17 protein-coding genes are annotated in these 15,009 nt (G+C 63.8%); 9 read left to right on the top strand and 8 right to left on the bottom strand.

The genetic code is table 11. From position 1 onward, the window contains the following. Positions 1-53 precede the first annotated feature (53 nt). Genes EBS_RS09220 through EBS_RS09210 form a run of 3 tightly spaced genes read left to right on the top strand, consistent with a single transcriptional unit; the run spans position 54 to position 2,965 of the window. The gene (locus EBS_RS09220) at positions 54-1,418 is read left to right on the top strand and encodes a cobyrinate a,c-diamide synthase (RefSeq protein ID WP_043108383.1); all 1,365 of its coding nucleotides are present in this window, start codon (positions 54-56) and stop codon (positions 1,416-1,418) included. A gap of 47 nt (positions 1,419-1,465) precedes the next feature. Further along, the gene (locus EBS_RS09215; protein ID WP_043108382.1) at positions 1,466-1,777 is read left to right on the top strand and encodes a HesB/IscA family protein; all 312 of its coding nucleotides are present in this window, start codon (positions 1,466-1,468) and stop codon (positions 1,775-1,777) included. Positions 1,778-1,795: 18 nt separating this feature from the next. Beyond that, positions 1,796-2,965 (top strand): sulfur reduction protein DsrS, encoded by a 1,170-nt coding sequence (locus EBS_RS09210; RefSeq protein WP_231892791.1) that lies wholly within the window; start codon positions 1,796-1,798, stop codon positions 2,963-2,965. 88 nt (positions 2,966-3,053) lie between these two features. On the opposite strand, the gene EBS_RS09205 is transcribed toward EBS_RS09210, so the two are convergent. Further along, positions 3,054-3,377, bottom strand: a complete 324-nt coding sequence (locus EBS_RS09205) for a hypothetical protein (RefSeq protein ID WP_148307721.1) — start codon at positions 3,375-3,377, stop codon at positions 3,054-3,056. Positions 3,378-3,444: 67 nt separating this feature from the next. Here EBS_RS09205 and EBS_RS09200 point away from each other — a divergent pair, with 67 nt between their 5' ends. From EBS_RS09200 to EBS_RS09190, 3 genes are all read left to right on the top strand, one after another. Next, positions 3,445-3,744, top strand: a complete 300-nt coding sequence (locus EBS_RS09200; RefSeq protein WP_043108380.1) for a hypothetical protein — start codon at positions 3,445-3,447, stop codon at positions 3,742-3,744. Next, on the top strand, positions 3,745-4,560 hold the full coding sequence (xthA, locus tag EBS_RS09195; protein ID WP_043108379.1) for an exodeoxyribonuclease III: 816 nt from the start codon (positions 3,745-3,747) through the stop codon (positions 4,558-4,560). Between the two features lie 107 nt (positions 4,561-4,667). Continuing rightward, the gene (locus EBS_RS09190) at positions 4,668-5,042 is read left to right on the top strand and encodes a hypothetical protein (protein ID WP_148307720.1); all 375 of its coding nucleotides are present in this window, start codon (positions 4,668-4,670) and stop codon (positions 5,040-5,042) included. Here EBS_RS09190 and EBS_RS09185 read toward each other — a convergent pair whose 3' ends face one another. The 5 genes from EBS_RS09185 to EBS_RS09170 all read right to left on the bottom strand — a co-directional run bounded on the left by EBS_RS09185 (position 5,043) and on the right by EBS_RS09170 (position 10,579). After that, positions 5,043-7,412, bottom strand: coding sequence for an ATP-binding protein (locus EBS_RS09185; protein WP_043108376.1), 2,370 nt, complete (start codon positions 7,410-7,412; stop codon positions 5,043-5,045). After that, positions 7,409-8,392 carry an ABC transporter substrate-binding protein gene (locus EBS_RS09180; RefSeq protein WP_148307719.1) on the bottom strand — a complete coding sequence of 328 codons (984 nt, stop codon included), beginning with the start codon at positions 8,390-8,392 and terminating at the stop codon, positions 7,409-7,411. Before EBS_RS09180 ends, EBS_RS09185 begins: the two co-directional genes overlap by 4 nt. A 20-nt stretch (positions 8,393-8,412) precedes the next feature. Then, the gene (locus EBS_RS09175; RefSeq protein WP_043108373.1) at positions 8,413-9,225 is read right to left on the bottom strand and encodes a TonB-dependent receptor domain-containing protein; all 813 of its coding nucleotides are present in this window, start codon (positions 9,223-9,225) and stop codon (positions 8,413-8,415) included. 28 nt (positions 9,226-9,253) lie between these two features. After that, a complete protein-coding gene (locus tag EBS_RS14300; protein ID WP_171816231.1) occupies positions 9,254-9,397 on the bottom strand; it encodes a hypothetical protein in 144 nt (47 codons plus the stop codon). Positions 9,398-9,469: 72 nt separating this feature from the next. Further along, complete coding sequence (locus EBS_RS09170; protein ID WP_269446333.1) at positions 9,470-10,579, bottom strand: TonB-dependent receptor plug domain-containing protein; 1,110 nt, start codon at positions 10,577-10,579, stop codon at positions 9,470-9,472. Positions 10,580-10,894: 315 nt separating this feature from the next. Between EBS_RS09170 and EBS_RS09165 the strand changes: the two genes are divergently transcribed. From EBS_RS09165 to EBS_RS09155, 3 genes are read left to right on the top strand one after another with little or no spacing between them, the layout of a single operon-like run. Beyond that, positions 10,895-11,221 carry a hypothetical protein gene (locus EBS_RS09165; RefSeq protein ID WP_043108371.1) on the top strand — a complete coding sequence of 109 codons (327 nt, stop codon included), beginning with the start codon at positions 10,895-10,897 and terminating at the stop codon, positions 11,219-11,221. Positions 11,222-11,223: 2 nt separating this feature from the next. After that, positions 11,224-12,546: a 30S ribosomal protein S12 methylthiotransferase RimO gene (gene rimO, locus EBS_RS09160; RefSeq protein ID WP_408065670.1), complete on the top strand. Its 1,323-nt coding sequence runs from the start codon at positions 11,224-11,226 to the stop codon at positions 12,544-12,546. Positions 12,547-12,587: 41 nt separating this feature from the next. Continuing rightward, positions 12,588-13,100: a TIGR00645 family protein gene (locus EBS_RS09155; protein ID WP_052199463.1), complete on the top strand. Its 513-nt coding sequence runs from the start codon at positions 12,588-12,590 to the stop codon at positions 13,098-13,100. Positions 13,101-13,353: 253 nt separating this feature from the next. Here the strand turns inward: EBS_RS09155 and EBS_RS09150 are convergent, their stop codons facing one another. Together EBS_RS09150 and EBS_RS09145 are read right to left on the bottom strand one after the other, a co-directional pair. Further along, complete coding sequence (locus EBS_RS09150) at positions 13,354-13,569, bottom strand: YgaP family membrane protein (RefSeq protein WP_043108367.1); 216 nt, start codon at positions 13,567-13,569, stop codon at positions 13,354-13,356. 23 nt (positions 13,570-13,592) lie between these two features. Then, positions 13,593-14,960 carry a KamA family radical SAM protein gene (locus tag EBS_RS09145; protein WP_043109609.1) on the bottom strand — a complete coding sequence of 456 codons (1,368 nt, stop codon included), beginning with the start codon at positions 14,958-14,960 and terminating at the stop codon, positions 13,593-13,595. Between the last annotated feature and the right edge of the window lie 49 nt (positions 14,961-15,009).

Here is a 15,009-nt window from a genome sequence, read left to right as displayed (position 1 = left end):
GCGACAGCAGAAAAGAAGAAGGCGGCCACGAGCCGCCTTTTTCGTCGGCAAACATGGCATACCTCTATCTTTCCGCCGCCCACAAGTCCTCTGGCAAGACCTCGGTCTCGCTGGCCCTGTGCGGTGCCCTCGTGCAGCGGGGCCTGGTGGTGCAACCGTTCAAGAAGGGGCCGGACTATATCGACCCGCTCTGGCTCGGCCAGGCCGCCGGCCGTCCCTGTGTCAATCTCGACTTCTACACCATGGCGCGCGACGAGATCAGCGATGTGTTCGCGCAGGCCATGCAGGGCGCCGACATCGGCCTGATCGAGGGCAACAAGGGTCTGTATGACGGCCTGGACCTCGATGGCAGCAACAGCAATGCGGCACTCGCGGCCCAGCTCGACGCCCCGGTTGTGCTGGTGCTCGACACCCAGGGCATGACCCGGGGCGTGGCACCGCTGATCCTTGGCTACCAGCAATTCGACCCGAATATCCGCATCGGTGGCGTGATCCTCAACAAGGTGGGCGGTGCCCGGCACGAGGCCAAGCTGCGACAGGTTATCGAGCACTACACCGGCGTGCCGGTGCTCGGCGCGGTCCAGCGGCACCCGGATATGCACATCAGCGAACGTCACCTGGGCCTGGTGCCCAGCAACGAGCTGGCGCGCAGTCGCGAGCAGATAGCACGCATGGCCAGGCGGGTCGCCGAACAGGTCGATCTCGATGCCCTGCTGGCGCTCGCAGCCACCGCCCCGGCGGTCGAGAGGCCGGGGCGGATTGCCGCGCCCGCCGTCGAAGCCGGGGAGAAGGTTCGCATCGCCTATGCGCGTGACGAGGCCTTCGGCTTCTATTACACCGACGATCTGGCCGCGCTGCGTCGTGCCGGCGCCGAGCTGGTTCCGTTCAGCCCGTTGCGCGATGGCGGGCTGCCTGAAGCCGATGCGCTCCTGATTGGCGGGGGATTCCCCGAGACGCACCTTGACCAGCTGGCAGCCAATACCGCAATGGCCGGCCAGATAAGGGATTTCATCGAACGGGGTGGTCCGGCCTACGCGGAATGTGGCGGCCTGATGTACTTGTGCCGCCGCCTGACCTGGCAGGGAAAGCAGGGTAAAATGGTCGGTATCATTCCTGCTGATGTGGTCATGCACGAGCGCCCGCAGGGCAGGGGCTATGTCCGCCTGGTGGAGACGGCCGAACATCCCTGGCCGGGTGGCGATGAGGTTGCAGCGCACGAGTTTCATTACTCGGCGCTCGAGAACCTGGACTCGGAGGTGGACTTCGCCTACCGCGTCCTGCGCGGGCAGGGCATCGACGGCGCGCACGATGGCGTGCGCTACCGTAACCTGCTCGCCAGCTATACCCACCTGCGGGATACGCGGCGCAACCACTGGGCGGGCAGGTTCGTTGACTTCGTCAGGCGTTGCCAGCCTTGACCGACACCGGGCCATCACGAGAATCAATACACCAGAGGGTGAAGAGCATGTTCAAGGTAACCCCGGCCGCGGCCGAACAGGTCAGAAATGCAGCGAAACAGGGCGGAACCGAAGGCATGGCCCTGCGTCTCGCCGCGCAGAAACATGCCGATGACACCTACGACTACCGCATGGGTTTCGACGAGGCCAGCGAGGATGACATCCGCATTACCAGCAAGGGCATCGAGATCGTGATGGCACCCGAGTACGTGCCCCTGCTGGACAACACCACGCTGGATTTCGTGCAGCTCGACGACGGCGATGCCCAGTTCGTCTTCATCAATCCCGACGACGCCAACTACACTCCCCCGGCCAACTGAAGGCCTTTCCAGCGCACCATGGACCTGTCTCCCGAAGACGCGCTGCGTCTCAACGTGCTGCTGGCCAACAAGCCGGTGGCCATCCGCATCAAGGAATCTGCGATGGAAGTGCACGGCCTCACCGAGGAGGGCGAGGCCTGCATCCGCCTCAAGCCGACCTGTCGTGACGAGCAGTACATCAAGAAGGTCAAGGAGCTGATCTCCGGCCACGTGCTGGGGTCGCCCGGCGGCTACCCCGTGTATCTGCAACGCTGGACCCGCATGGGCCAGATGAAGGACGACAGCCTCGAGCAACTGCTGTTGCTCGGTGAGCCCGAGGCGGTGGTGGCGGCGGTCTGCGCGCCGGGGCTGACCGACGAACTGGCGCGGCGTGCCTGGTGGGCCATGGAAGATGCCGAGAATGCCCGCCAGATGTTGCGCAAGCCGGCGGTGGTCGAAGGCCGCATGGGGCGCGTGCTGGCCGAATACCTGGTCGAGTTCCTGCCCTTCGAGAGCGAGCCTGAAAAGCAGATCGAGACCATCCGCCTGGTGTTGCAGCCCGGCCTGCTCGATGAGCAGGAGCGCCTCGACCTGTGGCGCCGCGCCGCACGCAAGCCGCCATACTATGTCGGTTTCATCGCCACCCTGCCGGATGCGATCCCGGACGAGCAGGCTGCCCATCCGCTCTGGGAGACGCATCAGGCAGCGTTACGCGGGCTCGCTGATTCGGGCAATGCCGCGGCCAGCGCTTTGGCGCGGGTGTTCTTTCCCGCCGGCCAGTCCTGGCTGGCCACGGTGTTCCGCATCTTCAAGAAGCCATCCAACCAGGACGTGGTCAATATCAGCCTGGACCTGATCGCGCATTACTTCTCGATGTTGCGCGAGACCCCCCGTGGATGCCACCCCCGAGGAACTCGAGGCCGAGGCGCACGACTGGCTGGCGGCCGATGCCGGGGCGCAGGCGGTGCTGGCCCTGGATACGGCCTTCGCAGCCCCGCTGATCGCAGTGCGTCTGCTCTCGGGCATGGGATATGGCGTAGTCCGCCCCGTCTTCAAGGGCACCACCGCCATCGGCAGCCTGATGCGCAAGAAACTGGCGCCGGTCATGGAGCCGCTGCACGAACACCTGAAGGCCCTTCAAGGCTGATCGGTGGTTTCTTCGGCCCGCGGACGGGCTTCCTGCATGCTACCGACCGGCGCAGACCGTAGGAGCGCCGCCCCCGCCACGAACCGGCAGGTTGTTCGGGACTCCTGGTGGCGCATGTTCATTCGGCCCGGGGACGGGCCTCCTACGGGGTCAAAGGGCGCCGATGTCGCGGAACCAGCCGAACCAGCTGGCCACCAGCACGGCGGCAACGAGCAGGTCGGCGCGCAGGCGCAAGCGATGTCGCGCTACCGTGTCGCTGTCCTGTTCGATCATGAACACCCGGTTCATCAGGGTATCGAGCATGAGGATGAAGAACAGGATCACTACCAGCGCTGGTACGACATAGGCGAAGAGCACGCCGATACCTTCCGGTTCGCTGTCGGCCAGCCAGACCAGGGGGCTGCAGAGGAGGGCCAGCGCCAGCAGCATCATGCGCATGGGACCGAGGCCGGCAAGGAGAGAAGACAGAGGCATGGCGTTTTCCGAGATGACTGAGGCAGGCCGGGCCTGCTAGGCTTGCTGCTTTTACGACATTATACCGATGTCCGCGATTCCGTCCGAACTGCTGGAACAACTCTGTGCCCTGGTGCGCGAACTGCGCACCGGCAGTGCCGACTTTCTCGAACACCACGAGGATGGCCAGCACTGGTACAACCGGGGTTATGCCAACGGCATGCTGCGTGCCCTGCGCGATCTGCTGGGCGAAGACTGTCCCTGCGGTGAGGCACTCGACGACGAGGCCGAGCTCCAGCCCCACCGTGTCATGGCCTGGGGCAAGGCCTACGGTCACGGCGAGGCGATGGGCGAACGCGAGACCCACGAGATCACGGGGAATACCTGAATGCGCATCGTATCCTTCAACGTCAACGGCATCCGCGCGCGCCCGCACCAGCTCGAAGCCCTGCGCGACCGGCTCGATCCCGACATCATCGGCCTGCAGGAGACCAAGGTGCAGGACAGCGAGTTCCCGCGCGAGATGGTCGAGGCCCTGGGCTATCACGTGGTGTTTCACGGTCAGAAGGGTCATTACGGCGTGGCACTGTTGTCGAAGAGTGAGCCGCTGGACTGTCGCCTGGGTCTGCCAGACGATGGCGAGGACGCGCAGCGACGCCTGATCACCGCCACTTATGCCACCCCGGGCGGCGAGCGCATCACCGTCGTCAACGGCTATTTTCCGCAGGGCGAGAACCGCTCCCACGAGACCAAGTTTCCGGCCAAGCGGCGCTTCTACGCCGAGCTGCAGGCCATGCTCGAGGAGCAATACGAGCCTACGCAGAACCTGGTTGTCATCGGTGACATGAATATCGCCCCGCAGGACCGCGACATCGGCATCGGCGAGGCCAACGCAAAGCGCTGGCTGCGCGAGGGCAAGTGCAGCTTCCTGCCCGAAGAGCGCGAATGGTTGCAACGCCTGTTCGACTGGGGACTGCACGATACCTTCCGCACCGTGCATCCCGAGGTGGATGACTGTTTCAGCTGGTTCGACTACCGCTCGCGCGGTTTCGAGCGCGAACCCAGGCGTGGGTTGCGCATCGACCTGGAACTGGCCACCGCGCCGCTCAACGAGCGGGTACGCGATGCGGGCATCTCCTACGAGATTCGTGCCATGCCCAAGCCTTCCGACCACGCGCCGGTATGGGTGGATATTGCGGTGTAGACAACAAGAGGGAGATCCGGGGAATGGAGTTTATTCGCAGGTGGGCAGCGGGGCTGGCCATATCGGGCATGCTTGCCGCTTGCAGCGGGCCGCAGGAGGATCCGCGGGTGAGCTTTTGTCGCGGGCTGGCGGCAGACCTGACGGGTGTCGATGTGGCGCAGTGGCGGCATGCGGGCGATCGCATCGTCGAGCCGGAATATGCCGAGGTGAAGGTCAGCGCGTCTGGGCAAACGCTGAGTTGCTTCTACGAATACGAGGCGGTGGAGCCTGGCGCCATGGAACACGCCACGCCATTGCTGGCCTATGCAACCCTGCCTTACCGGGTACGCATGGGCGACCGGGTGCTCGAGGGACGCGAGTTGACGGCGGCGGTAAAGGGGCAGCAGGTGCACTGGGGCAAGGCTGTGCTGGACAAGGTGCAGCGTGATCTCGACCGAGCGGTAGAGGCAGCAAGACAAGGGTTGGACGAGGCGGCTCGCTGATCAGTCCTGCTGGCGCAGCAGGGAGAGCTGTTCGGCCAGCCTTTCGATCAGCACCGAGATCTTGCCGATATCGTTGGCGCGCGCGGCACTTCCCAGGCGGTCGAGCAGCCGGTGCAGAGCCGGGGTGCCACAGGCCGCTGCTGCGCCCTTGAGCTTGTGGGCCTGTTCCCAGAGCTGATGCATGTCGCCGCTCTGTGCCAGACGCTGGAGCTGGGGGAGATCCTTTTCCAGGTTGTCCACGAGCATGCGAAACATCCGGCCGGCGACCTGCTGGTCACCGCCGGCCACGCGCAAGGCACAGTCCCTGTCCCTTATCGGCAGATCCTCGTCCTGCGCCGGTTCGCCTTCTGTCGCGTGCGACTTTTCGTCTGCCTGCTCGTCCAGGCGATCACGCAACTGGAACAGGTTGTTGATCACACTCATCAGGCGGGTCTCGTCCAACGGCTTGATGATGATCTCGCTCATGCCCACGGCGAAGATGCGCTTCTGATTGGCAGCGGTGACATCGGCGGTGATGGCGACGATAGGGGTTGCCGTGTTGGGGCCGCTGCCGTTGCGAATGGCCTTGGCTGCTTCCAGGCCGCTCATCACCGGCATGTGGATGTCCATCAGGATCAGGTCGAAGGATTGTCTTTCGGCCAGTTGCAGTGCTTCCTGTCCGGTCGTTGCGGTGCTGACGGTGGCCTCGTGGCGCTGGAGAACGGTCCGTGTGAGTTCCAGGTTGATGGGATTGTCGTCGGCCACCAGGATGCGCATGTTTGCCAGCGGCGTATGGGAGAGGAAACTGTCATCGTCGACGGCCGCCATGCTGGAGTCCTCGAACAGTTCCTCGGGGGTGCGCAACGGCAGGCTGAACCAGAAGGTCGATCCCTTGCCGGGTTCACTGTCGAAGCCGATGCCGCCCTGCATGCCCTTGACCAGTTTCTTGCTGATGCTCAGCCCCAGACCCGTGCCACCGTAGCGTCGCGTGGTATCGCTCTCGCCTTGGGTAAAGGGCTCGAACAGGCGGTCTCCCAGCAGGGGGTCGAGGCCGATGCCTGTGTCCTGCACGCTGAAGGTGATGAGCTCTTCGTCATCGTCGCCGTCGAGCATCACCCTTACGGTCACCTTCCCCGAATCGGTGAACTTGATGGCGTTGCCGACCAGATTGATCAGCACCTGGCGAATACGCAGGCTGTCGCCAACCAGCCAGGTCGGCACATCGTCGTACACCAGGTGGCGCAGTTGCAGGCCCTTCTCCTCGGCCTGTGGCGTGAAAAGGGTGATGACGCTGCTGACCAGCGAGCGCACACGGTAGGGTTCATCGTGGAACTGGAGCTGCCCGGATTCCAGCTTGGAGAAGTCGAGCACCTCGTTGATGATGGCCAGCAGGTTGTCGGCCGATTCTTGAATGGCCTTGAGTTGTTCGTGTTGCTCCGGCGACAGGTTGCTGCGTGCCAGCAGGCGGGCGAAGCCGGTGATGCCGTTCATGGGGGTGCGGATCTCGTGGCTGATGATCGCCAGGAAATCGGACTTGGCCTTGCTTGCCTCCAGCGCACGCTTGCGCGCCAGGTCGAGCTCGATGTTGCGGACCTCGAGTGCGTCCATGGTGGTTTGCAGGTCTTTCACTGCCTGCTCCACTTCTGCCTGCAATTCGTCCTGGGTCATGGCAATGCGCTGGGCCATCTGGTTGAAGCCGGCCTCCAGCAGGCCGATTTCGCCCCGTGAGCCTTGTTCCACGCGTGCACTGAGGTCGCCCCGGCGTATGCGTTCGACTGCTTCGGAGAGCGCGATGATGGGATGTACCACGCGTTCGCTCATGAACAGCGCGATCAGCGAGGTCAGCAGGATGCCAGCGGTAATGATGACCAGGGTGGTGATCAGGGCCTCGTGCTGCAATGACACCAGCGATTCGTCGATCAATGTCAACTCGACCATGCCCAGTGCAGGGGGGCTGGGATTGTCAGGTGTTTCGGCATCGCCTGGCAGATCGCTTGGACTTGGAAGGGAGATGCCTCTGACCAGGGAGCGAAAGTTGTGCAGACGCACCGAGCTCTTTTCCCGGATGCGCTGGCTCAGTTTGGGTTTTTCAAGCTCGAGAAGCAGCTTGCCGTGGTTGTCACGTACCCGGATCTTCACGATATCGGGGCGCGACAGGAAGGAACGCACGGAAGATTCCAGCGTATGGCGGTCGCCACTGAACAGGCCGTAGAGCGACATGGCGGCCAGCTCGTTGGCCAGTGCCTTGCCTCGGCTTTCCAGCGCCTCTTCCAGGCTGGCGAAACGGACGCCGATCAGGTAGGCGCCGATCAGCAGGCTCATCAGCATCGCGGGGACGACACCCAGCAGCAGGGCCTTGACGCGCAGACTGTAGAGGCTGAGGCGTTTCATTGCATTTCCTCGAGCCAATCATCCAGCTCGGCGTCGGTTGGCAGATGCAGATGCAGATGCAGGTGCAGGGCCTGGGCGACTCGCCGGTTGACCGTGACTTCGAAGTATTGGGAATAGGCACGAAACGGCGCAGCACCATGCAACAGGCGCAGCGCGAGGTCCGCTCCCTCGCTGCCGATCTTTTCCGGTGGGGTATACAGCGAGGCCAGGGCTCCTGCCCGTGTCATGCCGGCCGAAAAGCCGATCACCGGAATGCGGTCCTGATAGCAGGCCAGCAGAATGGTCGCCAGGGTCTGGCGGTTGAAGATCGCGGGATCGGGCAGGGACAGCAACAGGTCGATACTCCGGTTGAGTGCGTGCAATTGCTTACCGATACCTTCGGTATCGTCGATCATCCGGTCACGCAAATCCAGCCCATGCCGTTGTGCGTGGCCTTCCAGCAACTCGACGAAGACCTGCGAGTCCTCGGTGGACAATATCCCGATGCGCCTCCTGTCCGGCAGCAGAAAATGCAAGAAATCCAGCAGCCGGCCGGGAGGCTGCTCGATGAACAGGGCGGAGACCGGGCTGCTGGATGGCGCCGAGTGGGTGTTCTTCGATACCATCAGGTGCAGTTGGTGTGCCGTGGGATAGCGTTCGAGCAGGTGGCGTGCGGCAGCAGAGCCAATGCTGACGAACAGGCGGGGATGGCGCAGTGATCTGGCTTCCATCTCGGACAGTGATAGCGCAATGACCGAGGGACAGCGTGTCCCGGTGCGGCAGAGGGCCTGCAATCGTTCCTGGAATCCATCTGCCGCCTGTCGCAGGGGATAGGCCTCGCTGGACAGGATCAGCGCGATATCGGGGACGTGTTTCACTTGCCTGGCCGGGGCAGCGGTGGCGACGTCCAGCCACATGGCCAGCAGGCAGGCGAACAGGCGCACCACCCATGAGCCGGTGCGACAGTAACCTTCCTGGTATTGCCTGAGAATCCTTGTCACGGGCCTCGTCCGACGGGTGCCTAGGGTGTTTCGATCTTGAGCCTGATGAAGAACCGGCGCTCGAACTGGTTGTCGTCCCGAAACTCGATATAGGTATTGCCTAGCAGATTCTGGGCGATCAACTCGATCTGCGTATTGTTGCCTGCAAGGGTAAGGCGTCGGGCAAGCCGCAGGTCGAGACGGTCGTAAGGGGCGAGACGATCCCCATCGTTGGGCCAGTTCATCTCGCTCATGGCATACCAGGCCAGCGAGCCCGACCAGCCGTGGTCGAAACGGTGCGAGAGCAGGGCGCTGAAGGTCCGTTTCGGTACATAGTCGTCGATCTGCGCTACCGACACCACGTTACCCGTGGCATCCCGGCGCTTGATGCGTTCGCCGCTGGCACGCACGATGCTGAACGAGCCTGTCAGGGTGGTGCGGTCGTCCAGGGCATAACGCAGGTGCAGGTCGGCGCCGGTCATGTCTATCCAGCCGGCGTTTTCGTGGATCAGCAGGTCGTGCGGGTTGAGCAAGGGCAGCACGGTGCCTGCGGTGTCGCATCCGTTGCAGCCGTTGATGTGACGCACCTCGTCGATATAGTCGTGCAGCTTCTCGACGAACAGGCGGCCATCGAAGGACAGCCCTTCTATCCACTGGGCGTTGAGAAAGCCCAGTTCCAGGGTGTCCAGGCGCTCTGGGCGCAGGGATCCGGGAATGCTGGTGTAGAGCAGGTAGTCGAAGGGGGCAGGTGTTACGCCTGGAAAGGGAGCCAGGGGGGGGATCGAGTGCCCGAAGCCGCGATTCCCCGGCCTGTTCCCAGAACGACGGCATGCGCCAGGCCCGGGAGGCGGCAACGCGCAGCGTGTTGAACTCGTCCAGGTGCTAGTTCAGCGCCAGCCGTGGCGAGGCAAAGCGCCCCAGGTCCTGCTGGTGCTCCAGCATCACCCCGGCATTGATCACCCATTGCTCCCGCTTGCCCAGGTGCTTTTCGGTATTGACGAACAGGCGGTACTGCTTCCGTTGCACGTCCCTGTCACCAAGAGAAAAATTGCTCCCGCTCACCGTATCCAGACGAAATCCGCCGCCCCACACGACACGTCAGCCAGACTCGCTGGAAGGGAGCGTATGCTGCCACTCGAGATCGTAGCGATCGTTGCGCAGTTTCTGGCCGGCGGCTACCTCACCGAAGTTGATGAGAATGCCGCCACTGCGGTCGATCAGCGTCTCGGTGAAGCGGCTGTCGAAACTGAACCGGTTGTGCGAGAGCTGTAGCGAGATGTCGCCCAGCGACGGGGCAAAACGCGACCACCTCAGCAACTGTGAACTCACCCGCAGATTCTCATCGGGACGCAGCAATTCGATGAGCCCCTTGTCGAGAGAATTGTCGCGATCGTTATGTACATAACCCAGTTCGAACAACAGGGTGTCGCCATTGTCGAGCAACCAGTCGCCACGGAACTCGAAGCGCCCGATGGCCTGGCTGTCGTTGCGCGCCAGGCGGTAGAGCGTGGTTTCCGGTTGCAGAGGCGTGCCCGTGACCACCGAGCTGGCCGGCACTGGGCCGCCGGTCGAATCCCAGTACACATGGGTGTCCAGGGGGTTGGGAAAACCATCGGTGGAAAAGGCATCGACCGATACCCGGTAGTCGAACTTGCCGATGCGGTCACCAAAGCGCAGGCGCGCCTCGCGGGTGCCACCATAACCGCCAAGCAGCGTTACCGAGGTTCCCCGCGTTTGCGCGGCATGACGAGTAATGATGTTCACCACCCCCATGAAGGCATTGGAACCGAATGTCGCGGCATTGGAGCCACGCAAGACCTTGATGCGGTCCACATCGTCCAGCGTGATCGGCAGGCTGTCCCAATGCACCCCGCCAAATGCCGAGTGATACACCGAGCGACCGTCTATCAGGATCTGCATGCGTTTGGGGTGCTGACTGGCCAGGCCGTGGTACTGCGCTGTCTGATTGGCCCCGCTGATATGCGATACCTGGAAGCCGGGGACCAGGCGCAGCACATCGGGGATGTCCAGCGCGCCCGAAGCGTCGATCGTGTCGCGGTCGATGATGGTCATCGATGCAGGCGACTCCGATATCGGTTGCGACAGCCGGCTGGCCGAGAGAACCACCGGCACATCGTCGAGCAGGAGATCCTCGGTCGGGTCCGTCGTGCCCGCGGCAGCCTGGGCAGCAGGGAATGGCCGGACCATCGCGCAAACAACGAGAGAAAAGATTACAGGCAATGTGCAGTGTTTCATGCGTGGCTCGGACAATGGGTACCGGTTATCCCTTCCCGCTCGAATCGGATTTGAAAATCGCATGCCATTTTAACAGCCAGATCCCCGCCTCTGGGTTTCCCGCATGCTCTCTTCGCGGCGGGGATGCCGATTTCGCAGAATGCTCGATCGTGCCCCGGGGGACCAATGTTCGCGGGCGGTCCCTCCCCGGGACGAAGGAATGCTTGCGAACACGGGAACCCTTGCGCACACTTCGTCCTTTCCAGACCAAGGTACCAGGAGTCACACATGGAGATCGACGGGCCGATCCGGGTCGGGGTGGTCGAACCCTCCCCCGAGGGCAACTACGAATTGCACATCAGCTTCCGTGACACGTTCCAGCAATTGCCGCTGGAACAGCAGGGGCCGGTATTCCGTGAATACCTGGCCGAGCTGTACCGGAACGTGCAACAGCCGGACCTGGAGGAGCGCACCCGTCAGGGCATGCTGATCGTGCAGCAGATCTGCGAGCAGTTGCTGGAGCCGATCGAGAAGGGGGATCTGCCGTTGTCGGAGACCCTGGTGGTCGAGGTCCAGCGCAGCCCTGGCGTCAACCTCGCCGACCTCCTGAACTGACCGTGACAGACACCGTTCCGCCGCGCATCGGATTCGTCAGCCTGGGCTGTCCCAAGAACCTGGTCGATTCCGAGCGCATCCTGACCCAGTTGCGTGCCGAGGGCTACGAGATCGTGCCCCGCTACGAGGCCGCCGACCTGGTGATCGTCAACACCTGCGGCTTCATCGACGCGGCAGTGGACGAGTCGCTGGCCGCCATCGGCGAGGCGCTGGCAGCCAACGGGCGGGTGTTGGTCACCGGCTGCCTCGGGGGGCGTGCCGAGGAGATCCGCGAGCGCCATCCACAGGTGCTGGGCATCACCGGGGCGCACGCCTATGAGGCGGTGATGGAGCAGGTGCATGCCCACCTGCCGGCACCGCACGATCCCTTCCTGGATCTGCTGCCGCCTCAGGGCGTCAAGCTCACCCCGCGCCACTACGCCTACCTGAAGATCAGCGAGGGCTGCAACCAGCGTTGCACCTTCTGCATCATTCCGCAGATGCGCGGTGACCTGGTCAGCCGGCCCATCGGCGAGGTGCTGGCCGAGGCCGAGCGCCTGGTGGAATCCGGTGTGCGCGAGCTGCTGGTGGTCTCGCAGGATACCGGGGCCTACGGGGTGGACCGGAAGTACCGTGCCGATATCCATGGTGGCCGGGTGCTGGAGACGCGCATCACCACCCTGGTGCGCGAGCTCGGCCAACTCCCGGCCTGGGTGCGGCTGCATTACGTCTATCCCTATCCGCACGTGGACGACCTGATTCCGCTGATGGCCGAGGGCCACGTCCTGCCCTACCTGGATATTCCCATGCAGCACGCCAGCGAGCGCATACTGCGTGCCATGAAGCGACCGGCGGCCAGTGAGCGCATGCTCGAGCGCATCCGCCGCTGGCGCGAGATCTGTCCCGAACTGGTCCTGCGCTCGACCTTCATCGTCGGCTTTCCGGGCGAGACCGAGGAGGACTTCGACCAGTTGCTCGACTTCCTCCAGGAGGCACAGCTCGACCGGGTCGGCGCCTTTGCCTATTCGCCGGTGGAAGGTGCGGCGGCCAATGCATTGCAAGGGGCGGTGCCCGAGGAGGTCCGTCAGGATCGGCTGGCGCGTTTCATGGAGGTACAGGCGCAGATCAGTCGCGACCGCCTGGCCGGCTGGGTGCGGCGTCGTACCATCGTGCTGGTCGATGCGGTCGAACCGGGACGTATCGTGGCGCGTGGACCGGGCGACGCCCCGGAGATCGACGGCCATGTCTATATCGAAGGCGAGTGGGAGGGCATTGGCCCCGGGGATTTCGTCGAGGTCGAGATCACCGGCTACGATGAGCACGATCTCCATGCCGAGCCGGTCTGATATGATTGCGCGCCCTATTGCGGCGGAGTGAAGCAACGATCATGAAGAAGCTCGAAATCCTTCTCGAGTCCCTGCTGTTCGGTTCGCGCTGGCTGCTGGCCCCGTTCTTCTTTGGTCTGGTGCTGGCGATACTGGCGTTGTTGTTCAAGTTCGGCAAGGCCTTGGTGGGCCTGCTCGCCGGTGTGCTGACAGGTTCCGAGGCTCAACCTATCATCGGCATCCTGACCCTGGTCGATACCGCGCTGCTGGCCAGCCTGCTGTTGATCATCGCCTTCAGTGGCTATGAGAACTTCGTCTCCAAGTTCGCCCCCGAAGACCACGAGGACCGTCCTGCCTGGATGGGCAAGGTGGGTTTCTCCGACCTCAAGCTCAAGCTGATCGGGGCCATCGTGGCCATCTCGGCGGTGGAGCTGCTCAAGGCCTTCATCGAGGCCGGCTCGCTCACCCATCGCGAGCTGGCCTGGAAGATGGGCATTCACCTCACCTTCGTGGTCTCGGGGGTGCTGTTCGCCTTGACCGATTACATCGCGGGCAAGGGCAAGAGCGGCCACTGAGCGTCTCGATGTCGCAGGTCGGGGAGGGGTGACGAGCCCGGCGGGCGTCGGAACGCCGCAAGGTCTGCCGTTAGGGCACTCTCTGCGCCCGGGTATTCCCCCCTGACAGGGTCATGAACCCTGTCAGGGGGGAAAAGCGCACGGGGAGGCCTTCGAGAAGGGGCTTCCCTTTCCGAAGGTCGTGGAACTTCCCCGGCCCCCCCATGCCACGTGTGGGAGAGTCCGGGAGCGGGAATCCTGGCGGTTGCCGGTGTCAGAACGCCGCGCCGGACTTCTTGCCCATCTTCTTGAGAATGGTGGCCAGCGGGCAGAAGCCGGTGAAGGCGGATTGCAGCAGGTTCAGGCCGATGAAGGCGGTGAACCACAGCCAGTTCTCGTTGTGGAAGATGGGGCAGCCTTGTACGCCCAGGCCCAGGCTCAGCAGGATCATGAAGCCGGCAAAGGCCAGCACGATGCGGTCGATGGTCATCTCTTGCGTCCTCGGTGTGAGTGTCAGTCGGTGATGCCGCGCGCCTGTTGCATGGCGCGGTATTCGTCCTCGAAGAAGAATTTTTCTTCCCCGAAGGCCGGTTGCAACTGGTCCAGCCAGGTGGCCTGCTCGTCGTAGCGGGCGAAGAAGGGGCGTTGTACCCAGTCGGGGTTGCGCGCCTGGATGAAGCGTAGCACGAAGACCCGCTCGCCCTGGATCTCGGTCACGCCCTGGATCTCCACCTTGCCGGGACCCGCGCTCATGCTGGGGCCGCGCGCGGTGCGTCCCAGGCCGGACACCTGCTGCATGGCCTCGCGGTAGATCGCCCAGGCGCGTGCCAGCGGCACCTCGAACCAGGCACGCGCGCCGGTATCGCGTTCGACGAACATATAGTAGGGCACGATGCCCAGTCGGACCTGCTCGCGCCACTGGCGCGCCCAGTCGTCCGCGCGGTCGTTGATGTGTGCCAGCAGCGGGCCCTGGGCACGGATCTCGGCGCCGACGTCGCGCAGCCGGGCAATGGCGCGGCGTGCGATGTCGGTGCGCAGCTCCTGCCAGTGATTGTAGTGGGCCATGATCGCCAGGTGCTTGCCGGCGGCGACCAGACGCTCGAACAGGCGGATCAGTTCGTCGGCGTCCTCGTCGCTGACGAAACGCTGCGGCCAGAAGGTGAGCGCCTTGGTGCCGATGCGGATGGTCTGCACATGTGCGAATCGGGGTTCGAGCAGGGGCTCCAGGTAGGCGACCAGGTGCTTGGTCTTCATCACCATGGGGTCGCCGCCGGTGATCAGCAGGTCGCTGACCTCGCGGTGCTGTTCCAGGTAGCGATGCAGCGCGGTCGCCTCGGTGGTGGCCATGCGCAGCGACTTGTCGCCGACGAACTGTGCCCAGCGGAAGCAGAAGGTACAGTAGCTGTGGCAGGTCTGTCCCTGGCTGGGGAAGAACAGCACCGTCTCGCGGTACTTGTGTTGCAGCCCGTTGAGACGGTTGCCGGCATCGTCCAGCGGGATGTTCATCTGCATCTGGCCGGCCGGATGCGGGTTGAGCTCGGCGCGCAGCTCGCGCGCCAGGGCCTGTACCTCGGCCTTGCCGGGATCGCGGCGCAGCAGGGCGGCCATGCGTTCATACATCTCGGGCGCCAGCATGCCGCGTTGCGGGAAGGTGAGCTGGTAGATGGGGTCTTCCGGCACTCGGCCCCAGTCGATCAGTTCGTCGATCACGTACTGGTTGACCCGGAAGGGCAGTACCGAAGAGACCACCCGCATCTCGAAGCGGATGTCTTCCGGCAGCTTGCCCAGCGGGGCGATGCGGTCGAGATCCCGCTGGGTATAGACCTTGAAGCGCGCCGTCTCGCTGGCTGGATCGATGGCCGGTTGCTTGAGGGTCGAGATCTGACTCATCTGCTGTCTCCAGGCTGGGCCATGCCGGGGCATGGCGCGA

This window comes from endosymbiont of unidentified scaly snail isolate Monju, assembly GCF_000801295.1.
Classification (GTDB): domain Bacteria; phylum Pseudomonadota; class Gammaproteobacteria; order Chromatiales; family Chromatiaceae; genus MONJU.
Note: the sequence above shows the minus strand (reverse complement) of the source record. Positions and strands in the feature narration are given on the sequence as shown.

What these genes read in the sequence shown, in the direction of transcription:
- EBS_RS09210 (WP_231892791.1), top strand. Translation starts at nt 1,796, where the DNA reads ATGGACCTGTCTCCCGAAGACGCGCTGCGTCTCAACGTGCTGCTGGCC.
- EBS_RS09170 (WP_269446333.1), bottom strand. Translation starts at nt 10,579, where the DNA reads ATGGTCCGGCCATTCCCTGCTGCCCAGGCTGCCGCGGGCACGACGGAC.
- EBS_RS09150 (WP_043108367.1), bottom strand. Translation starts at nt 13,569, where the DNA reads ATGACCATCGACCGCATCGTGCTGGCCTTTGCCGGCTTCATGATCCTG.
- EBS_RS09205 (WP_148307721.1), bottom strand. Translation starts at nt 3,377, where the DNA reads ATGCCTCTGTCTTCTCTCCTTGCCGGCCTCGGTCCCATGCGCATGATG.
- EBS_RS09185 (WP_043108376.1), bottom strand. Translation starts at nt 7,412, where the DNA reads ATGAAACGCCTCAGCCTCTACAGTCTGCGCGTCAAGGCCCTGCTGCTG.
- EBS_RS09200 (WP_043108380.1), top strand. Translation starts at nt 3,445, where the DNA reads ATGTCCGCGATTCCGTCCGAACTGCTGGAACAACTCTGTGCCCTGGTG.
- EBS_RS09155 (WP_052199463.1), top strand. Translation starts at nt 12,588, where the DNA reads ATGAAGAAGCTCGAAATCCTTCTCGAGTCCCTGCTGTTCGGTTCGCGC.
- xthA (WP_043108379.1), top strand. Translation starts at nt 3,745, where the DNA reads ATGCGCATCGTATCCTTCAACGTCAACGGCATCCGCGCGCGCCCGCAC.
- EBS_RS09220 (WP_043108383.1), top strand. Translation starts at nt 54, where the DNA reads ATGGCATACCTCTATCTTTCCGCCGCCCACAAGTCCTCTGGCAAGACC.
- EBS_RS09165 (WP_043108371.1), top strand. Translation starts at nt 10,895, where the DNA reads ATGGAGATCGACGGGCCGATCCGGGTCGGGGTGGTCGAACCCTCCCCC.
- EBS_RS09215 (WP_043108382.1), top strand. Translation starts at nt 1,466, where the DNA reads ATGTTCAAGGTAACCCCGGCCGCGGCCGAACAGGTCAGAAATGCAGCG.